This window comes from Humibacillus xanthopallidus, from assembly GCF_006717145.1.
In the GTDB taxonomy this organism is placed as follows: Bacteria; Actinomycetota; Actinomycetes; order Actinomycetales; family Dermatophilaceae; genus Humibacillus; species Humibacillus xanthopallidus.
The window spans coordinates 1-18,823 of record NZ_VFQF01000001.1; the positions used below are offsets into that span (position 1 = coordinate 1).

Here is an 18,823-nt window from a genome sequence, read left to right on the forward strand (position 1 = left end):
CCGTCCGTCGTCGCGCACGGCAGGGTGCGGGCGCTCGCCATGCGCCTCGAGGGGCTCGACGGCAGATGGGTCGTCACGGCCCTGACGATCGGCTGAGTGGCCGAGCGGGCCGAGCCACGACGTCCTGTGGCACCGATGCGCGGACGGCCGGCCCTCGCGGACACGCCCAGACGCCCAGACAGCGGCGCCGACACAGCCCGGACAGGGAAGGGTCCGTCCCCCAGGGGGACGGACCCTTCTCGCGGTTCTCGTGCGGCAGGCGGGCTGCCGGCCGGCTCTCAGCGGCGCTTGCGCTTGACCTTCTTGCCGCGTCGGTCTGCCTGTCGCTCCACGGTGCGCTGCGGCTCGGTCTCGACGACGTGGCCGTCCTCACCCGGAGCCGAGTAGCGCAGGGCTGCCGGGCGCTGGCCGTCCTGGAGGTCGACGCCGGAGACCTGGACGCCGGAGCGGGCGAACGAGCGACCGCTCTCGTCGTCGGCTGCCGCGCCCGTGTGGTCCGCGCCGGAGGCGACCGCACTGTCGCCCGGCGCCGCGGCGGCGAGGCCGCCGACGAGGTCGCCGACGGACATCGGCGCCGCGCCCACGGCGGGCGCGGCCGGCTGCGCGACCTGCACCTCGACGGAGAACAGGTGGCTGACCGACTCCTCCTTGATGGCCTCCATCATCGCCTCGAAGAGCTGTAACCCCTCGCGCTGGTACTCGATGAGCGGGTCGCGTTGCGCCATCGCGCGCAGGCCGATGCCCTCCTGGAGGTAGTCCATCTCGTAGAGGTGCTCGCGCCACTTGCGGTCGAGCACGGAGAGGACGACGCGGCGCTCGACCTCGCGCATCGTGTCGGAGCCGAGGGCCTCCTCGCGCTGGTCGTAGGCGTGGTGGGCGTCGGACATCAACTGCTCGCGGAGCACGGCGGCCGAGATGGCCTGGCGTCCGCCGGCGAGGTCCTCCACCTGCTCGATCGTGATGCCGACGGGGTAGACCTGGCGCAGGGCCTCCCAGAGCCGCTCGAGGTCCCAGTCAGCGGCGAAGCCCTCGGCCGTTGCCGCGTCGACGTAGGACCCGACGACGTCGTTGACGAACATCCGCAGCTGCTCGTGGAGGTCCTCCCCCTCGAGCACCGCCCGACGCTCCTCGTAGATGACCTGACGCTGGCGGTTCATGACGTCGTCGTACTTGAGGACGGTCTTGCGGATCTCGTAGTTCTGCGCCTCGACCGACCCCTGCGCCTTCTGGATCGAGTTCGTGACCATCTTGCTCTCGATCGGCACGTCGTCCTCCATGCCGGCCGTCGTCATGAAGCGGTCGACGAGGGCGGCGTTGAACAGGCGCATGAGGTCGTCGTTGAGCGAGAGGTAGAACCGCGACTCACCCGGGTCTCCCTGGCGGCCGGAGCGGCCACGGAGCTGTTGTCGATGCGGCGCGACTCGTGGCGCTCGGTGCCGAGGACGTAGAGGCCGCCGAGCGCGGTGACCTGCTCGTGCTCCGCGGCCACCTCCGCCTCGGCCTTGGCCAGGGCCTCGTCCCAGGCTGCTTCGTACTCCTCCGGCGTCTCGTGCGGGTCGAGGCCGCGGCGCTTGAGCTCGGCGACGGCTCGGAACTCGGAGTTGCCGCCGAGCATGATGTCGGTGCCTCGACCGGCCATGTTTGTCGCGACGGTGACGGCGCCCTTGCGTCCGGCGTCGGCGACGATCGTCGCCTCGCGCTCGTGCTGCTTCGCGTTGAGGACCTCGTGGCGGATCCCCCGCTTCTTCAGCTGCTGCGAGAGGTACTCGCTCTTCTCGACCGACACCGTGCCGACGAGCACCGGCTGGCCCTCGGCGTGACGCTCGGCGATGTCGTCCGACGACGGCGTTGTACTTCGCCACCTCGGTGCGGTAGACGAGGTCGGCCTGGTCCTTGCGGATCATCGGTCGGTTCGTCGGGATCGGGATGACACCGAGCTTGTAGATCGAGTTGAGCTCGGCGGCCTCGGTCTGGGCCGTGCCGGTCATGCCCGAGAGCTTGTCGTACATGCGGAAGTAGTTCTGCAGGGTGATCGTGGCGAGCGTCTGGTTCTCGTTCTTGATCTCGACGCCCTCCTTCGCCTCGATGGCCTGGTGCATGCCCTCGTTGTAGCGCCGGCCGGGCAGCATACGGCCGGTGTGCTCGTCGACGATGAGGATCTCGCCGTTCATGACGACGTAGTCCTTGTCCTTCTTGAACAGCTCCTTGGCCTTGATGGCGTTGTTGAGGTAGCCGATGAGAGGGTGTTGACGGTGTCGTAGAGGTTGTCGATGCCGAGCAGGTCCTCGACCTTGGCGATGCCCGACTCGAGCACGCCGACGGTGCGCTTCTTCTCGTCGACCTCGTAGTCGCCGCGGCCGTCCTCACCGCGGTGCAGGCGCTGCACGATCCGGGCGAACTCGACGTACCACTTGGTGGCGAGGTCGGCCGGGCCGGAGATGATGAGCGGCGTGCGGGCCTCGTCGATGAGGATGGAGTCGACCTCGTCGACGATGCAGAAGTGGTGGCCGCGCTGCACGAGCTCGGCCGGGTCCCAGGCCATGTTGTCGCGCAGGTAGTCGAAGCCGAACTCGTTGTTCGTGCCGTAGGTGATGTCCTTGGCGTACTCCGCCCGGCGCTGCTCGGGCGTCATCGACGCGAGGATGCACCCGGTCTCCATGCCGAGGGCGCGGTGGACGCGGCCCATGAGCTCGGACTGGTACTCGGCGAGGAAGTCGTTGACGGTGATGACGTGGACGCCCTTGCCGGTCAGGGCGTTGAGGTAGCTCGGGAGCGTCGCGACGAGGGTCTTGCCCTCACCGGTCTTCATCTCGGCGACGTTGCCCATGTGCAGGGCCGCTCCACCCATGATCTGCACGTCGAAGTGCCGCTTGCCGAGGGTGCGCTTGCTCGCCTCGCGCACGGCGGCGAAGGCCTCGGGCAGGAGCATGTCGAGGGTCTCGCCGTTGTCGAGGCGCTCGCGGAAGCCCTTGGTCTCGTCGCGCAGCTCCTCGTCCGTGAGCTTCTCGAAGTCGGCCTCGAGGGCGTTGACCTGCTTGGCGATGCCCTGGAGCCTCTTCAGGGTCCGACCTTCGCCGGCACGAAGCAGCTTCTCGATGACGGCCATCTGGTGATCTCACTCCCGACTCAACGTGTGGACCCGCCCGGTGGGTGGGCTCCATCGCCCGCGATGGGTCACGGGACCCGCCTAGGCTATCCGTCCACCTGACGGAACGACCAACGCACCGTCTCCTCCGCTGGTTCCGCACCAGCTGCTCCCCTGGTTCCGCACCAGCGACCAGGCCGTATGCCGTCCGCCCGGGTCCGTGGCCACGCCTGCGTCCGCGTCCCCGACCGGGTGAGCATCGGTGTGCCCCGATCCGGTCATTTCGCCGGTGGGCGGGCCACCCCGGGAATAACCTGAAAAGTCTCGGGGATCCAGCCGAACGAGCGGAGATCAGTCGCCATGATTGCCATCGTCGGCCCCAGCACCTGCGCCCGCACCAGCGCCCGCACCTGCTCGGACCGTTCAACGTCCTGCCGCGCAGCCGTCATCTCACCCCCTCCGTCAGGAGGTTCGAGATGTCCCCTGACCCGCAGGCCCCCTCGGGCGCCTCACCATTGCCGCCGGTGTGGTGGCGCTCATCAACTCGGGTGCCGCGGTCGCCGTGGCCCTGCCCTCCAGCTCCTCAGCGATCCCCCTGACCGCTGCCACCACCGCGGCATCGGGTGTCCGCAACGGCCACGTCCGCGGCGAAGACCTCCAAGGTCCCTTCCCTCGTGAACCAGCGAGCGGCAGAGGTGCGCGCGGCCACCGGCGGTGGGCACCGGCTCACCCCGGCCAAGCAGAAGTCGGTGAGCGACCTGCTACTGCGCGTCGACGGGGCCGGTGCGCTCGACCTCGAGATCCACGCCCTCGGCACGCTCACCGGCAAGGAGCGGGCCGACCTTCGTCGGCTCGGCGTGAGCGTGCTCAACGCCTCGGACCAGTGGGTCAAGCCCGCAAAGCTCAAGGCGCTGCCCAATGCCGGGGTGCTCCGAACCCTCGTGCCGTATGACCGCGTCGACGCGGTCGCGGCGCTCGGCTGGGTGGCCGCCATCCGACCGACGGAGATCCTCCCCGCCGACGCGGGCAGCTTCCTCAGCGAGGGTGTCCCCCTGCATCGGGCCGACGACGCACAGGCGATCGGCATCGATGGTGGGGGCGTCGACGTCGGCGTCATCTCCGACGGTGTCAGCGCGATCGCCGCTGCCCAGTCCCTCGGAGACCTGCCTGCCGGCGTCAACGTGCTCGATGCCGGCAGCGGCGACGAGGGAACGGCCATGCTCGAGATCGTCCACGACATGGCTCCCGGCGCCGGACTCCTCTTCCACGGCACCGGCGGCGGGGTCGCCGCCCACGTGTCGGCCCAGAACGACCTCGTGACGGCCGGCGCCGACATCGTCACCGAGGACATCCCGTTCGATGCCGAGCCCGCCTTCCAGAAGGGCCTCGCCGCCACGAACGGCGAGATCCTCGGCGCCGCGGGCGTGTGGGTCAGCTCGTCCTCGGGCAACCTCAACTCGACGCACGCACCGCGTGTCGTTGCGACGGGCACGGGCAATGGTCCTGACAACCAGGCGCCTACGGGCTGCGTGGTCGCACCGACGAACACGGTCGCCTTCAACGGGGCCGACACGACGTTCGACGTCAGCGTGAACCCCGGCGCGACGATCGGGGCGACGCTGCAGTGGAGCGAGCCGCGCGCGATCTTCCCGACCGCCGGCGCGGGCGGATTCACCAACCTCGACCTCTACATCCTCAACGCGGCAGCGACCAGCTGCCTCGCCACGAGCACCGCCGCCCAGGGTGGCGGCTCCGGCGACACGATCGAGCAGGCGTCCCTGGACCAACGGCGGCGCGAGCCCCGTCACGGTCAAGCTCGCCGTCAACAACAGCGGCAACAGCGGCGCCAAGGGCACCCCGACGCTCGACCTGCGCTGGCGCGGTGCCGGCGCGATCGACGCCACGGGCAGCGGAGGCTCGCTCAACCCCGACAGCAACTACACCGACTTCGCCACGTCGGCAGGCGCCGTGAACGGCGGCGCCGACCAGAACCCCACGACGACGCCCCTCGAGGGCTTACAGCGGGCAGGGGCCCGTCTCACTCGTGAGCACGACGGTGTGCTCGGCGTCCTACCCGTGCCCCGCGTCGGCCGCGCCCGGCGCGAACCAGAGCGTCCTCGGGGGCGGCGGCCGCACGGCCATCGCGCCGACGTATGCCGCGGCCGACGGCGTGTCGGTCAGTGGCGCCGGCGGCTTCGGGGCGGGCTCGTGCCCGGCGGCGACCCAGGGCGACTGTCGCTTCTTCGGCACCTCGGCGGCAACGCCGTCCTCTGCCGGTGTCGCAGCCCTCGTCCTCGACGCTTCGGGCGGCCCCGGATCGCTGACGCCCTCGGCGCTCACCGCCGTCATGACGGCCAACGCGACCGATCGTGGCACCCCCGGCACGGACAACGCCTTCGGAGCCGGCGTCCTCGACGCCTTCTCGGCGGCGACGGGCCGAGCCGACCTGTCGGTGACGAAGAACTGCCTCCCGAACGGAGACGCACCGGCCGGTGTGCTCAATCCCTGCTCGATCACGGTCACCAACTCAGGGCCGGCGATCGCCCGGGCCGTCACGCTGAGGGACGACATCCAGTCGACCACCGGCTTCACCGTCGCGACGTCGTCCACTGGCTGCACCGCCCCCGCAGGCACACAGTCGGGCAACGCTACGGCGACCTGCGCCTTGGGCGACCTCGGCGCCAACACGTCCATCACCATCGAGATCAGCGAGCGGTCGAACGAACCCCAGGACCTCGCCGACACCGCGAAGGTCTCGTCCGGGACGATCGACCCGAACCCCTCCAACAACTCGGCGAGTGACACGCTGCACGTCGTCGGGGCAGCGGAAGTGAGCATCGTCAAGACGGCGCCGGCGACGGCCACCGCCGGTGGGCAGATCACGTGGACGAGCACCGTCTCCAACGCCGGTCCGTCGACGGCGACCGGCGTCGTCGTGCGCGACGTGCTGCCCGCTGCCGTCACGGTCGTCTCCGTCACCGCCTCCACCGGGTCGTGCACCGCCGGTGTGCCGGGTAACTCGTCACAGCCGACGACCTGCTCCTTCGGCAACGTCGCCTCAGGCGCGTCCCCCACCATGACGGTCGTCGCCACCATCGATCCCGGCTTCACGGGCTCGATGCACAACGACGCCGTCGTCTCGTCGACCACCGCTGATCCGGACACGGGAAACAACTCCGCCACGGTCAGCACCACGGTCGCAGCGTCGGCAGACCTCAGTGTCACGATGGTGGACAGTCCTGACCCCGTGCTGGCCGGGCGTCCGCTGACCTACACGCTGACGGTACGCAACAACGGTCCGTCGACGGCCAAGGACGTCAGCCTCGTCGACGTCCTGCCGGGCGCGGTCGACTTCACGTCGGTCGCGGTCACGTCGGGTTCGGGCACGTGCGTGCACGTGACCATTCCGATCGACCCGCCGGAGCACCAGGTCGAGTGCCTCCTCGGCACGATCCTGCCGGGGGCCGGACCGACGACGGTCGTCATCCAGACGCTCGTCAAGCCGGCGACGCCGGCCGGTTCGATCAGCGACTCGGCTACGGTCGACTCCTCCACGAACGACCCGGTATCGAGCAATGACACCGCGTCGGCGACGACGTTGGTGAACACGAAGGCCGACCTCCGCATGGCACTGACGAGCGACAAGGACGTCTACAAGCCGTCCGCGACGATCGTCTACACGGCAACGGTGACGAACGTCGGACCGTCCGACGCCGCCGCGCCGACGGTCACGATCGCCCTGCCCGACATCAAGGCGGCCGTCTACGTCTTCGACACGGCCGGCTGCACCAAGGCCGGCCAGACGCTGACGTGCCCGCGGCCGACGTCGCTCGCGGCGGGTGGTACGTGGTCGTTCAACGTCCACCTGCTCGTCAAGGGCAACAAGGGAGTCGTGACGACGTCTGCGACGGTCGCCTCGGCCACTCTCGACGACGCCCCGGCGAACAACTCGATCACGCGCACGGTGAAGATCGGCAAGTAGCCCGAGAACCGTCCGGTGCTGCTCGCGCCGGACCGACCACTGCAGGTGTCCCGCCGAGCGGGGCACCTGCAGTGCGTCACCGGCGACGGGGTCAGCCGTCAGTCAGGCCAGGGAGGTCGACCCGCCCCAGGCCGAGCCAGGACGCCATCGACTCGAGGTTCGTGACCAGGGCGGCCCGGGCCGCCGGGGGTGCCCCTGCCTCCCAGGTGATGCGGTGGCACCGGAGCACCCCGGCCGCGCGATCGGCCTTGAGGTCGCAGCGGGCGACGAGGTCCTCTCCGAAGAGGAAGGGCAGGACGTAGTAGCCGTGTACGCGCTTCTCGACCGGGGTGTAGATCTCGATGCGGTAGTGGAAGTCCCAGAGCGCGAGGATCCGGTCGCGTTGCCAGACGAGCGAGTCGAAGGGGCTGAGCAGCGCCTCGGCGTGCGCACGCCGGGGCAACCGTGCCTCGGCGTGCAGCCAGGCCGGCTTCCACCCGGGGACGGAGACCGGGACGAGCTCGCCGTCGGCGACGAGTCGGGCGATCGCCGGCCGGGCGTCCTCGCGCCTGATGCGGAAGTAGTCGGCGAGGCAGAGCTCGGTGCCGACGCCGTGCGCACGCGCCGCGATCCGCACCAGCTCGACGTGCCGCTCGGGGTCGGCCTCGGCGCCCGGCCGCTGGGTCCACGCCTCACGCAGCGGCGGGGGCGCGGTGGCCGGCAGGGCGGCATACCGCCGCTCGAACTGGGCGGTGCGCCCGGCCGAGCTGATGCGTCCGGCCCAGAAGAGGTACTCGAGCGCCTGTTTGACGTCGGACCAGTTCCAGCCCCAGTGGTCGGTGCGGCGCGGCTGGTCGTGCTCGAGGGCCGCCTCGACCTCGCGAGCGGTCATCGGCCCCCGAACCTCGACCTCTGCGCACACGAGGTCGACGTAGTCAGGGCGCTCCTCGAGGATGCGGCGCATGCCGCCCCATGCCTTCTCGGCGGCGGCCCGCATCCTGAAGTCGAGCAACGGCCAGGTCGACGGCGGGATGAGGCTGGCCTCGTGGGCCCAGTACTCGACGAGGCGCCGGGGCGCCCGGTCGCGCGCGCGGTCGAGCAGAGCGGTGTCGTAGGGACCGAGCCGCGAGAAGAACGGGAGATAGTGGCTGCGGGTCAGCACGTTGACGCTGTCGATCTGCACGACCTGGACACGGTCGATGACGCGCTGGACCTGGCGCGCCGTCGCCGCGAAGGGAGCCGGACGGGGGTCGAGGAAGCCCTGGGCGGCGATGGCCACGCGCCGGGCCTGGGCGCGAGTGAGCGACCTCGTCGTCACGGGAGGGGCCACTCCCCTCACTCGCCGGGGTCGATGAGCCGCTGCCGGACGGCATACATCGCCGCCTCCATGCGCGAGTGCATCTGCAGCTTGTCGAGGATGTTGCGGATGTGGTTGCGCACGGTGTTCTCGGAGATGTAGAGCTCGGCGGCGATCTCGCGGTTGAGCCGGCCGCGGGCCACGAGCCGCAAGATGCCGAGCTCGCGCTCGGTGAGCCGCGGCAGCTCGAGACCGGGAGTCGGCGCGGGCAGGGTGTCACGCTGGCTGATCTGAGCGAACTCCAGGAGCAGCTTGGAGGCCATCATCGGGGAGAGCAGCGACTGGCCCTGGTGCACACCGCGGATGCCGGCCGCGACCTCCTCCGGCGGAACGTCCTTGAGGAGGTAGCCGTTGGCGCCGGCCCGCACCGCCTCGAAGAGGTTGGCCTCGTCGTCCGAGCTCGTCAGCATGAGGATGCGCGCCGACGGCACGCGCTGCTTGATGACGCGGCAGGCGTCGATGCCGCCGCGCTTCGGCATGCTGACGTCCATGACGATGACGTCGGGCAGCGTCTCCTCAGCCTGGTCGACCGCCTCGATGCCGTCGGCCGCCTCGCCCACCACCTCGATGCCGTCCTCCACCTCGAGCACGGTGAGCAGGCCCCGCCGGTAGAGGGCGTGGTCGTCGACGATGAGCACCCGGATGACCTCTGCGGTGACGTTCACGTCGTCATCCTGTCAGGCGGTGGCGACGGCGGGGCGTCGACCGGGCATTCCCGGTGACGCCCCGACGCCTCGCCGCACCGGCCGCAGGGGGTCAGCCCGTGGCGGCGACACTCCCGACAGCCTCGACAGGGGACGGGGTGTGTCGGGAGTCGGCTCCGGATGCAGAGTCGGTCTCGAGGTGCAGGACGCCGTAGCTCCAGCCCCTGCGCCGGTAGACGACGCTCGGGCGGTCGGTGTCGGCGTCGTGGAACAGGAAGAAGTCGTGCCCGACGAGCTCCATCTGGTTGACCGCGTCCTCGAGCGACATCGGCGCCGCCGTGTGGACCTTCTCGCGGACCTCGATCGGGGAGTTGCCCAGGGCTCCGAAGCGGTCGAGGTCGTCGACCTCAGCCTCGGGCGTCGCCGTCGTCACAGGGGCTGCACCGTTGGTCGCAGCGTCGATGCGGGCGGTGGCCCGGGCCACCGACTCCGGCTGGCGCCGGCCGCGACTCACACGTTGCTTGTCGTGCACCCGCCTCAGTCGTTCCATGAGCTTGTCGACGGCCGCGTCGAGCGCGGCGAACTTGTCGTCCATGCACGCCTCGGCCCGGATGACGGGCCCCTTGGCGTGACAGGTGATCTCCACCTTCTCGGATCCGCGAGCAACCCGCTCGTGGGTGACGACGACGTCGATGCGATGGACCTTGGGAGCCAGCGCCGGCACCTTGGCCAGTCGCTCCTCCAGCAGCTCACGGAATCGGTCGGGGATCTGGACATGGCGTCCAGTGACGACGATCTCCACGGTTCCTCCTTGTCGCGCGCGACTTCTTCGCGCGCATGTGGCGACGTGTTGACCGGGCCGGCCTCAGCGAGGTCAGGCCCGCCGTTCGATCGGCACCACCCCTCTCCCGCTCCGTGCGTCCTGACCTCGAGCACGCCCGTCGATCGGGCTGCCGAGCCCTTCAGGACGGGGCCTTGACTCGACCCTACTTGGCCCGAGACGACCATGTGAAGCGTTGTGACGCCCGGACTGCACCATCACAGCGGACTCATGGGTCACACCTTCTCGTGACGCTGCGTGGCCGCGAGCGACGCGCCGACGACCTGCACGGCGCCGGCTCGGCGCAGCGCCCGAGCGGCCTCGGCGAGGGTGGCGCCCGTGGTGACGACATCGTCGACGACCATGACATATCGGTCGCGAATCACGTTGTGCCACATGGGGTTGACCGCCATGGCGCCGGCGAGGTTGCGGCGTCGTTCGGCGATGTTGAGTCCGGACTGGTCTGCGACCCGCCGCACCTGACGCAGCGCCGGGACCACGCGCAGCCGGGAATGTCTCGGCTGCCGCCCGACCCAGGTGGCGAGGTCGAGCAGAGGCGCGTCACCGCGACGCCGCTGCGCCCCCGCCGACGAGGGCGCCGGCACGACGACGACCGGCCGCTCGCCCCAGCCGGCCGCGTCGAGGGCCGCCTGGACAGAGCGGTCGAGCAGGGGTCCGAGCACGGCCACGAGGTCGCGGCGATCCGCGTCCTTCCACGCCGACACGGCTGCCCTCACCGGGTCGGCGTAGGCCACGACGGCGTGGGTCGGGGGCATCGACGGCGGCAGCGGCCGAGGACGCACGGGCACCGGGTCCGGTCCGAGCTCGAGCCGCTGCAAGGCGAGGTCGCAGCGCGCGCACCACCGGGTGCCGGGGCGGTGGCACGCGGCGCACTCGGTGGGCAGCACGAGGTCGACGAGTCGAGAGGCGAGGGGCTGGAGCATCCCCGGAGTCGACCATTCGGACCGAGGTCCCCGCCCCTATGTGGATTCCGCTGTGGACGACGACAGCCCGAGCCGCTGCCCCATCCGGGAGGTGTGGACGAGCCACGACGGTCGGCTCGCGCCCTCGTCCCCTCCCCTGCGACACACCGAGCAGTCGTCAACACCACGAGGTATGTCGCGGCGCCGGGCACGGGTGGGTCCGGTCGACTCGCCGTCGTGCGGCCGTGGCTGCGCATGCGTCGAGGCCCATGCCGACCGTGCCCACCCAGGCCGAACCGCTCGGCCGACGGCCGCAGCCGGTTCGGCCCTGCTGGGCACGGTCGGCAATGGGCCTCGACGCATGCGCCGCCACGGCCGCACGACGGCCGAGCGAGCCGGACCGCACCCGTGCCCGCGCCGCGACCATCACGACCGCGGGCCCACGGGGGATCGTCATCACGTCGGACGACGGCTGGGCCTGGACCGGGCGGGGTCCGCATGGCGGCAGGTCGTGCGGGCCACCGACGTCCTCGTCCCTGCCCGTGACTGCTCCCTCACCACCTGGGCGGCCGGCCGGGCCCCGGTGTCGTGACCGGGGGCGCGGCATACCCTCGTGGTGTTGACGACTGCTCGGTGGGTCGCAGGGGAGGGGACGAGGGCGCGAGCCGACCGTCGTGGCTCGTCCACACCTCCCGGATGGGGCAGCGGCTCGGGCTGTCGTCGTCCACAGCGGAATCCACATAGGGGCGGGGACCTCGGTCCGAATGGTCGACTCCGGGGATGCTCCAGCCCCTCGCCTCTCGACTCGTCGACCTCGTGCTGCCCACCGAGTGCGCCGCGTGCCACCGCCCCGGCACCCGGTGGTGCGCGCGCTGCGACCTCGCCTTGCAGCGGCTCGAGCTCGGACCGGACCCGGTGCCCGTGCGTCCTCGGCCGCTGCCGCCGTCGATGCCCCCGACCCACGCCGTCGTGGCCTACGCCGACCCGGTGAGGGCAGCCGTGTCGGCGTGGAAGGACGCGGATCGCCGCGACCTCGTGGCCGTGCTCGGACCCCTGCTCGACCGCTCTGTCCAGGCGGCCCTCGACGCGGCCGGCTGGGGCGAGCGGCCGGTCGTCGTCGTGCCGGCGCCCTCGTCGGCGGGGGCGCAGCGGCGTCGCGGTGACGCGCCTCTGCTCGACCTCGCCACCTGGGTCGGGCGGCAGCCGAGACATTCCCGGCTGCGCGTGGTCCCGGCGCTGCGTCAGGTGCGGCGGGTCGCAGACCAGTCCGGACTCAACATCGCCGAACGACGCCGCAACCTCGCCGGCGCCATGGCGGTCAACCCCATGTGGCACAACGTGATTCGCGACCGATATGTCATGGTCGTCGACGATGTCGTCACCACGGGCGCCACCCTCGCCGAGGCCGCTCGGGCGCTGCGCCGAGCCGGCGCCGTGCAGGTCGTCGGCGCGTCGCTCGCGGCCACGCAGCGTCACGAGAAGGTGTGACCCATGAGTCCGCTGTGATGGTGCAGTCCGGGCGTCACAACGCTTCACATGGTCGTCTCGGGCCAAGTAGGGTCGAGTCAAGGCCCCGTCCTGAAGGGCTCGGCAGCCCGATCGACGGGCGTGCTCGAGGTCAGGACGCACGGAGCGGGAGAGGGGTGGTGCCGATCGAACGGCGGGCCTGACCTCGCTGAGGCCGGCCCGGTCAACACGTCGCCACATGCGCGCGAAGAAGTCGCGCGCGACAAGGAGGAACCGTGGAGATCGTCGTCACTGGACGCCATGTCCAGATCCCCGACCGATTCCGTGAGCTGCTGGAGGAGCGACTGGCCAAGGTGCCGGCGCTGGCTCCCAAGGTCCATCGCATCGACGTCGTCGTCACCCACGAGCGGGTTGCTCGCGGATCCGAGAAGGTGGAGATCACCTGTCACGCCAAGGGGCCCGTCATCCGGGCCGAGGCGTGCATGGACGACAAGTTCGCCGCGCTCGACGCGGCCGTCGACAAGCTCATGGAACGACTGAGGCGGGTGCACGACAAGCAACGTGTGAGTCGCGGCCGGCGCCAGCCGGAGTCGGTGGCCCGGGCCACCGCCCGCATCGACGCTGCGACCAACGGTGCAGCCCCTGTGACGACGGCGACGCCCGAGGCTGAGGTCGACGACCTCGACCGCTTCGGAGCCCTGGGCAACTCCCCGATCGAGGTCCGCGAGAAGGTCCACACGGCGGCGCCGATGTCGCTCGAGGACGCGGTCAACCAGATGGAGCTCGTCGGGCACGACTTCTTCCTGTTCCACGACGCCGACACCGACCGCCCGAGCGTCGTCTACCGGCGCAGGGGCTGGAGCTACGGCGTCCTGCACCTCGAGACCGACTCTGCATCCGGAGCCGACTCCCGACACACCCCGTCCCCTGTCGAGGCTGTCGGGAGTGTCGCCGCCACGGGCTGACCCCCTGCGGCCGGTGCGGCGAGGCGTCGGGGCGTCACCGGGAATGCCCGGTCGACGCCCCGCCGTCGCCACCGCCTGACAGGATGACGACGTGAACGTCACCGCAGAGGTCATCCGGGTGCTCATCGTCGACGACCACGCCCTCTACCGGCGGGGCCTGCTCACCGTGCTCGAGGTGGAGGACGGCATCGAGGTGGTGGGCGAGGCGGCCGACGGCATCGAGGCGGTCGACCAGGCTGAGGAGACGCTGCCCGACGTCATCGTCATGGACGTCAGCATGCCGAAGCGCGGCGGCATCGACGCCTGCCGCGTCATCAAGCAGCGCGTGCCGTCGGCGCGCATCCTCATGCTGACGAGCTCGGACGACGAGGCCAACCTCTTCGAGGCGGTGCGGGCCGGCGCCAACGGCTACCTCCTCAAGGACGTTCCGCCGGAGGAGGTCGCGGCCGGCATCCGCGGTGTGCACCAGGGCCAGTCGCTGCTCTCCCCGATGATGGCCTCCAAGCTGCTCCTGGAGTTCGCTCAGATCAGCCAGCGTGACACCCTGCCCGCGCCGACTCCCGGTCTCGAGCTGCCGCGGCTCACCGAGCGCGAGCTCGGCATCTTGCGGCTCGTGGCCCGCGGCCGGCTCAACCGCGAGATCGCCGCCGAGCTCTACATCTCCGAGAACACCGTGCGCAACCACATCCGCAACATCCTCGACAAGCTGCAGATGCACTCGCGCATGGAGGCGGCGATGTATGCCGTCCGGCAGCGGCTCATCGACCCCGGCGAGTGAGGGGAGTGGCCCCTCCCGTGACGACGAGGTCGCTCACTCGCGCCCAGGCCCGGCGCGTGGCCATCGCCGCCCAGGGCTTCCTCGACCCCCGTCCGGCTCCCTTCGCGGCGACGGCGCGCCAGGTCCAGCGCGTCATCGACCGTGTCCAGGTCGTGCAGATCGACAGCGTCAACGTGCTGACCCGCAGCCACTATCTCCCGTTCTTCTCGCGGCTCGGTCCCTACGACACCGCTCTGCTCGACCGCGCGCGCGACCGGGCGCCCCGGCGCCTCGTCGAGTACTGGGCCCACGAGGCCAGCCTCATCCCGCCGTCGACCTGGCCGTTGCTCGACTTCAGGATGCGGGCCGCCGCCGAGAAGGCATGGGGCGGCATGCGCCGCATCCTCGAGGAGCGCCCTGACTACGTCGACCTCGTGTGCGCAGAGGTCGAGGTTCGGGGGCCGATGACCGCTCGCGAGGTCGAGGCGGCCCTCGAGCACGACCAGCCGCGCCGCACCGACCACTGGGGCTGGAACTGGTCCGACGTCAAACAGGCGCTCGAGTACCTCTTCTGGGCCGGACGCATCAGCTCGGCCGGGCGCACCGCCCAGTTCGAGCGGCGGTATGCCGCCCTGCCGGCCACCGCGCCCCCGCCGCTGCGTGAGGCGTGGACCCAGCGGCCGGGCGCCGAGGCCGACCCCGAGCGGCACGTCGAGCTGGTGCGGATCGCGGCGCGTGCGCACGGCGTCGGCACCGAGCTCTGCCTCGCCGACTACTTCCGCATCAGGCGCGAGGACGCCCGGCCGGCGATCGCCCGACTCGTCGCCGACGGCGAGCTCGTCCCGGTCTCCGTCCCCGGGTGGAAGCCGGCCTGGCTGCACGCCGAGGCACGGTTGCCCCGGCGTGCGCACGCCGAGGCGCTGCTCAGCCCCTTCGACTCGCTCGTCTGGCAACGCGACCGGATCCTCGCGCTCTGGGACTTCCACTACCGCATCGAGATCTACACCCCGGTCGAGAAGCGCGTACACGGCTACTACGTCCTGCCCTTCCTCTTCGGAGAGGACCTCGTCGCCCGCTGCGACCTCAAGGCCGATCGCGCGGCCGGGGTGCTCCGGTGCCACCGCATCACCTGGGAGGCAGGGGCACCCCCGGCGGCCCGGGCCGCCCTGGTCACGAACCTCGAGTCGATGGCGTCCTGGCTCGGCCTGGGGCGGGTCGACCTCCCTGGCCTGACTGACGGCTGACCCCGTCGCCGGTGACGCACTGCAGGTGCCCCGCTCGGCGGGACACCTGCAGTGGTCGGTCCGGCGCGAGCAGCACCGGACGGTTCTCGGGCTACTTGCCGATCTTCACCGTGCGCGTGATCGAGTTGTTCGCCGGGGCGTCGTCGAGAGTGGCCGAGGCGACCGTCGCAGACGTCGTCACGACTCCCTTGTTGCCCTTGACGAGCAGGTGGACGTTGAACGACCACGTACCACCCGCCGCGAGCGACGTCGGCCGCGGGCACGTCAGCGTCTGGCCGGCCTTGGTGCAGCCGGCCGTGTCGAAGACGTAGACGGCCGCCTTGATGTCGGGCAGGGCGATCGTGACCGTCGGCGCGGCGGCGTCGGACGGTCCGACGTTCGTCACCGTTGCCGTGTAGACGATCGTCGCGGACGGCTTGTAGACGTCCTTGTCGCTCGTCAGTGCCATGCGGAGGTCGGCCTTCGTGTTCACCAACGTCGTCGCCGACGCGGTGTCATTGCTCGATACCGGGTCGTTCGTGGAGGAGTCGACCGTAGCCGAGTCGCTGATCGAACCGGCCGGCGTCGCCGGCTTGACGAGCGTCTGGATGACGACCGTCGTCGGTCCGGCCCCCGGCAGGATCGTGCCGAGGAGGCACTCGACCTGGTGCTCCGGCGGGTCGATCGGAATGGTCACGTGCACGCACGTGCCCGAACCCGACGTGACCGCGACCGACGTGAAGTCGACCGCGCCCGGCAGGACGTCGACGAGGCTGACGTCCTTGGCCGTCGACGGACCGTTGTTGCGTACCGTCAGCGTGTAGGTCAGCGGACGCCCGGCCAGCACGGGGTCAGGACTGTCCACCATCGTGACACTGAGGTCTGCCGACGCTGCGACCGTGGTGCTGACCGTGGCGGAGTTGTTTCCCGTGTCCGGATCAGCGGTGGTCGACGAGACGACGGCGTCGTTGTGCATCGAGCCCGTGAAGCCGGGATCGATGGTGGCGACGACCGTCATGGTGGGGGACGCGCCTGAGGCGACGTTGCCGAAGGAGCAGGTCGTCGGCTGTGACGAGTTACCCGGCACACCGGCGGTGCACGACCCGGTGGAGGCGGTGACGGAGACGACCGTGACGGCAGCGGGCAGCACGTCGCGCACGACGACGCCGGTCGCCGTCGACGGACCGGCGTTGGAGACGGTGCTCGTCCACGTGATCTGCCCACCGGCGGTGGCCGTCGCCGGCGCCGTCTTGACGATGCTCACTTCCGCTGCCCCGACGACGTGCAGCGTGTCACTCGCCGAGTTGTTGGAGGGGTTCGGGTCGATCGTCCCGGACGAGACCTTCGCGGTGTCGGCGAGGTCCTGGGGTTCGTTCGACCGCTCGCTGATCTCGATGGTGATGGACGTGTTGGCGCCGAGGTCGCCCAAGGCGCAGGTCGCCGTAGCGTTGCCCGACTGTGTGCCTGCGGGGGCGGTGCAGCCAGTGGACGACGTCGCGACGGTGAAGCCGGTGGTCGACTGGATGTCGTCCCTCAGCGTGACGGCCCGGGCGATCGCCGGCCCTGAGTTGGTGACCGTGATCGAGCAGGGATTGAGCACACCGGCCGGTGCGTCTCCGTTCGGGAGGCAGTTCTTCGTCACCGACAGGTCGGCTCGGCCCGTCGCCGCCGAGAAGGCGTCGAGGACGCCGGCTCCGAAGGCGTTGTCCGTGCCGGGGGTGCCACGATCGGTCGCGTTGGCCGTCATGACGGCGGTGAGCGCCGAGGGCGTCAGCGATCCGGGGCCGCCCGAAGCGTCGAGGACGAGGGCTGCGACACCGGCAGAGGACGGCGTTGCCGCCGAGGTGCCGAAGAAGCGACAGTCGCCCTGGGTCGCCGCCGGGCACGAGCCCGCCCCGAAGCCGCCGGCGCCACTGACCGACACGCCGTCGGCCGCGGCATACGTCGGCGCGATGGCCGTGCGGCCGCCGCCCCCGAGGACGCTCTGGTTCGCGCCGGGCGCGGCCGACGCGGGGCACGGGTAGGACGCCGAGCACACCGTCGTGCTCACGAGTGAGACGGGCCCCTGCCCGCTGTAGCCCTCGAGGGGCGTCGTCGTGGGGTTCTGGTCGGCGCCGCCGTTCACGGCGCCTGCCGACGTGGCGAAGTCGGTGTAGTTGCTGTCGGGGTTGAGCGAGCCTCCGCTGCCCGTGGCGTCGATCGCGCCGGCACCGCGCCAGCGCAGGTCGAGCGTCGGGGTGCCCTTGGCGCCGCTGTTGCCGCTGTTGTTGACGGCGAGCTTGACCGTGACGGGGCTCGCGCCGCCGTTGGTCCAGGACGCCTGCTCGATCGTGTCGCCGGAGCCGCCACCCTGGGCGGCGGTGCTCGTGGCGAGGCAGCTGGTCGCTGCCGCGTTGAGGATGTAGAGGTCGAGGTTGGTGAATCCGCCCGCGCCGGCGGTCGGGAAGATCGCGCGCGGCTCGCTCCACTGCAGCGTCGCCCCGATCGTCGCGCCGGGGTTCACGCTGACGTCGAACGTCGTGTCGGCCCCGTTGAAGGCGACCGTGTTCGTCGGTGCGACCACGCAGCCCGTAGGCGCCTGGTTGTCAGGACCATTGCCCGTGCCCGTCGCAACGACACGCGGTGCGTGCGTCGAGTTGAGGTTGCCCGAGGACGAGCTGACCCACACGCCCGCGGCGCCGAGGATCTCGCCGTTCGTGGCGGCGAGGCCCTTCTGGAAGGCGGGCTCGGCATCGAACGGGATGTCCTCGGTGACGATGTCGGCGCCGGCCGTCACGAGGTCGTTCTGGGCCGACACGTGGGCGGCGACCCCGCCGCCGGTGCCGTGGAAGAGGAGTCCGGCGCCGGGAGCCATGTCGTGGACGATCTCGAGCATGGCCGTTCCCTCGTCGCCGCTGCCGGCATCGAGCACGTTGACGCCGGCAGGCAGGTCTCCGAGGGACTGGGCAGCGGCGATCGCGCTGACACCGTCGGAGATGACGCCGACGTCGACGCCCCCACCATCGATGCCGATCGCCTGTGCGTCGTCGGCCCGATGCAGGGGGACACCCTCGCTGAGGAAGCTGCCCGCGTCGGCGGGGAGGATCTCCGTCGGTCGGATGGCGGCCACCCAGCCGAGCGCCGCGACCGCGTCGACGCGGTCATACGGCACGAGGGTTCGGAGCACCCCGGCATTGGGCAGCGCCTTGAGCTTTGCGGGCTTGACCCACTGGTCCGAGGCGTTGAGCACGCTCACGCCGAGCCGACGAAGGTCGGCCCGCTCCTTGCCGGTGAGCGTGCCGAGGGCGTGGATCTCGAGGTCGAGCGCACCGGCCCCGTCGACGCGCAGTAGCAGGTCGCTCACCGACTTCTGCTTGGCCGGGGTGAGCCGGTGCCCACCGCCGGTGGCCGCGCGCACCTCTGCCGCTCGCTGGTTCACGAGGGAAGGGACCTTGGAGGTCTTCGCCGCGGACGTGGCCGTTGCGACACCCGATGCCGCGGTGGTGGCAGCGGTCAGGGGGATCGCTGAGGAGCTGGAGGGCAGGGCCACGGCGACCGCGGCACCCGAGTTGATGAGCGCCACCACACCGGCGGCAATGGTGAGGCGCCCGAGGGGGCTGCGGGTCAGGGACATCTCGAACC

General features: G+C 71.0%; 13 protein-coding genes and 1 pseudogene. 7 read left to right on the forward strand and 7 right to left on the reverse strand.

The window, feature by feature from the left end; translation table 11 throughout:
* Positions 1-96, forward strand: a 96-nt coding sequence (locus tag FHX52_RS24500) for an Rv3235 family protein (RefSeq protein WP_281287993.1), incomplete at its 5' end; no start/stop codon positions are given.
* Between the two features lie 182 nt (positions 97-278).
* Here the strand turns inward: FHX52_RS24500 and secA are convergent.
* Positions 279-3,106, reverse strand: a pseudogene (gene secA, locus FHX52_RS00005) (preprotein translocase subunit SecA).
* Positions 3,107-3,363: 257 nt separating this feature from the next.
* Positions 3,364-3,534, reverse strand: a complete 171-nt coding sequence (locus tag FHX52_RS23660; RefSeq protein ID WP_185747013.1) for a hypothetical protein — start codon at positions 3,532-3,534, stop codon at positions 3,364-3,366.
* A gap of 225 nt (positions 3,535-3,759) precedes the next feature.
* Here FHX52_RS23660 and FHX52_RS24050 point away from each other — a divergent pair, with 225 nt between their 5' ends.
* Positions 3,760-5,133: a S8/S53 family peptidase gene (locus FHX52_RS24050; protein ID WP_221630375.1), complete on the forward strand. Its 1,374-nt coding sequence runs from the start codon at positions 3,760-3,762 to the stop codon at positions 5,131-5,133.
* The gene (locus FHX52_RS24055) at positions 5,130-7,067 is read left to right on the forward strand and encodes a S8 family serine peptidase (protein ID WP_221630377.1); all 1,938 of its coding nucleotides are present in this window, start codon (positions 5,130-5,132) and stop codon (positions 7,065-7,067) included. Before FHX52_RS24050 ends, FHX52_RS24055 begins: the two co-directional genes overlap by 4 nt.
* 91 nt (positions 7,068-7,158) lie before the next feature.
* On the opposite strand, the gene FHX52_RS00015 is transcribed toward FHX52_RS24055, so the two are convergent.
* From FHX52_RS00015 to FHX52_RS00030, 4 genes are all read right to left on the reverse strand, one after another.
* On the reverse strand, positions 7,159-8,364 hold the full coding sequence (locus FHX52_RS00015; protein WP_221630379.1) for a winged helix-turn-helix domain-containing protein: 1,206 nt from the start codon (positions 8,362-8,364) through the stop codon (positions 7,159-7,161).
* A gap of 17 nt (positions 8,365-8,381) precedes the next feature.
* Positions 8,382-9,068: a response regulator gene (locus tag FHX52_RS00020; protein WP_141818835.1), complete on the reverse strand. Its 687-nt coding sequence runs from the start codon at positions 9,066-9,068 to the stop codon at positions 8,382-8,384.
* Positions 9,069-9,159: 91 nt separating this feature from the next.
* Complete coding sequence (gene hpf, locus FHX52_RS00025) at positions 9,160-9,849, reverse strand: ribosome hibernation-promoting factor, HPF/YfiA family (RefSeq protein WP_246069534.1); 690 nt, start codon at positions 9,847-9,849, stop codon at positions 9,160-9,162.
* A gap of 254 nt (positions 9,850-10,103) precedes the next feature.
* On the reverse strand, positions 10,104-10,811 hold the full coding sequence (locus FHX52_RS00030; protein WP_141818837.1) for a ComF family protein: 708 nt from the start codon (positions 10,809-10,811) through the stop codon (positions 10,104-10,106).
* Positions 10,812-11,570: 759 nt separating this feature from the next.
* Between FHX52_RS00030 and FHX52_RS00035 the strand changes: the two genes are divergently transcribed.
* From FHX52_RS00035 to FHX52_RS00050, 4 genes are all read left to right on the forward strand, one after another.
* On the forward strand, positions 11,571-12,278 hold the full coding sequence (locus FHX52_RS00035) for a ComF family protein (protein WP_141818837.1): 708 nt from the start codon (positions 11,571-11,573) through the stop codon (positions 12,276-12,278).
* A gap of 254 nt (positions 12,279-12,532) precedes the next feature.
* Positions 12,533-13,222, forward strand: a complete 690-nt coding sequence (gene hpf / locus FHX52_RS00040) for a ribosome hibernation-promoting factor, HPF/YfiA family (RefSeq protein ID WP_246069534.1) — start codon at positions 12,533-12,535, stop codon at positions 13,220-13,222.
* A gap of 91 nt (positions 13,223-13,313) precedes the next feature.
* Positions 13,314-14,000, forward strand: a complete 687-nt coding sequence (locus tag FHX52_RS00045) for a response regulator (protein WP_141818835.1) — start codon at positions 13,314-13,316, stop codon at positions 13,998-14,000.
* A gap of 17 nt (positions 14,001-14,017) precedes the next feature.
* Positions 14,018-15,223, forward strand: a complete 1,206-nt coding sequence (locus FHX52_RS00050; protein WP_221630379.1) for a winged helix-turn-helix domain-containing protein — start codon at positions 14,018-14,020, stop codon at positions 15,221-15,223.
* Positions 15,224-15,314: 91 nt separating this feature from the next.
* On the opposite strand, the gene FHX52_RS00055 is transcribed toward FHX52_RS00050, so the two are convergent.
* The gene (locus FHX52_RS00055) at positions 15,315-18,815 is read right to left on the reverse strand and encodes a DUF11 domain-containing protein (RefSeq protein ID WP_141818839.1); all 3,501 of its coding nucleotides are present in this window, start codon (positions 18,813-18,815) and stop codon (positions 15,315-15,317) included.
* Between the last annotated feature and the right edge of the window lie 8 nt (positions 18,816-18,823).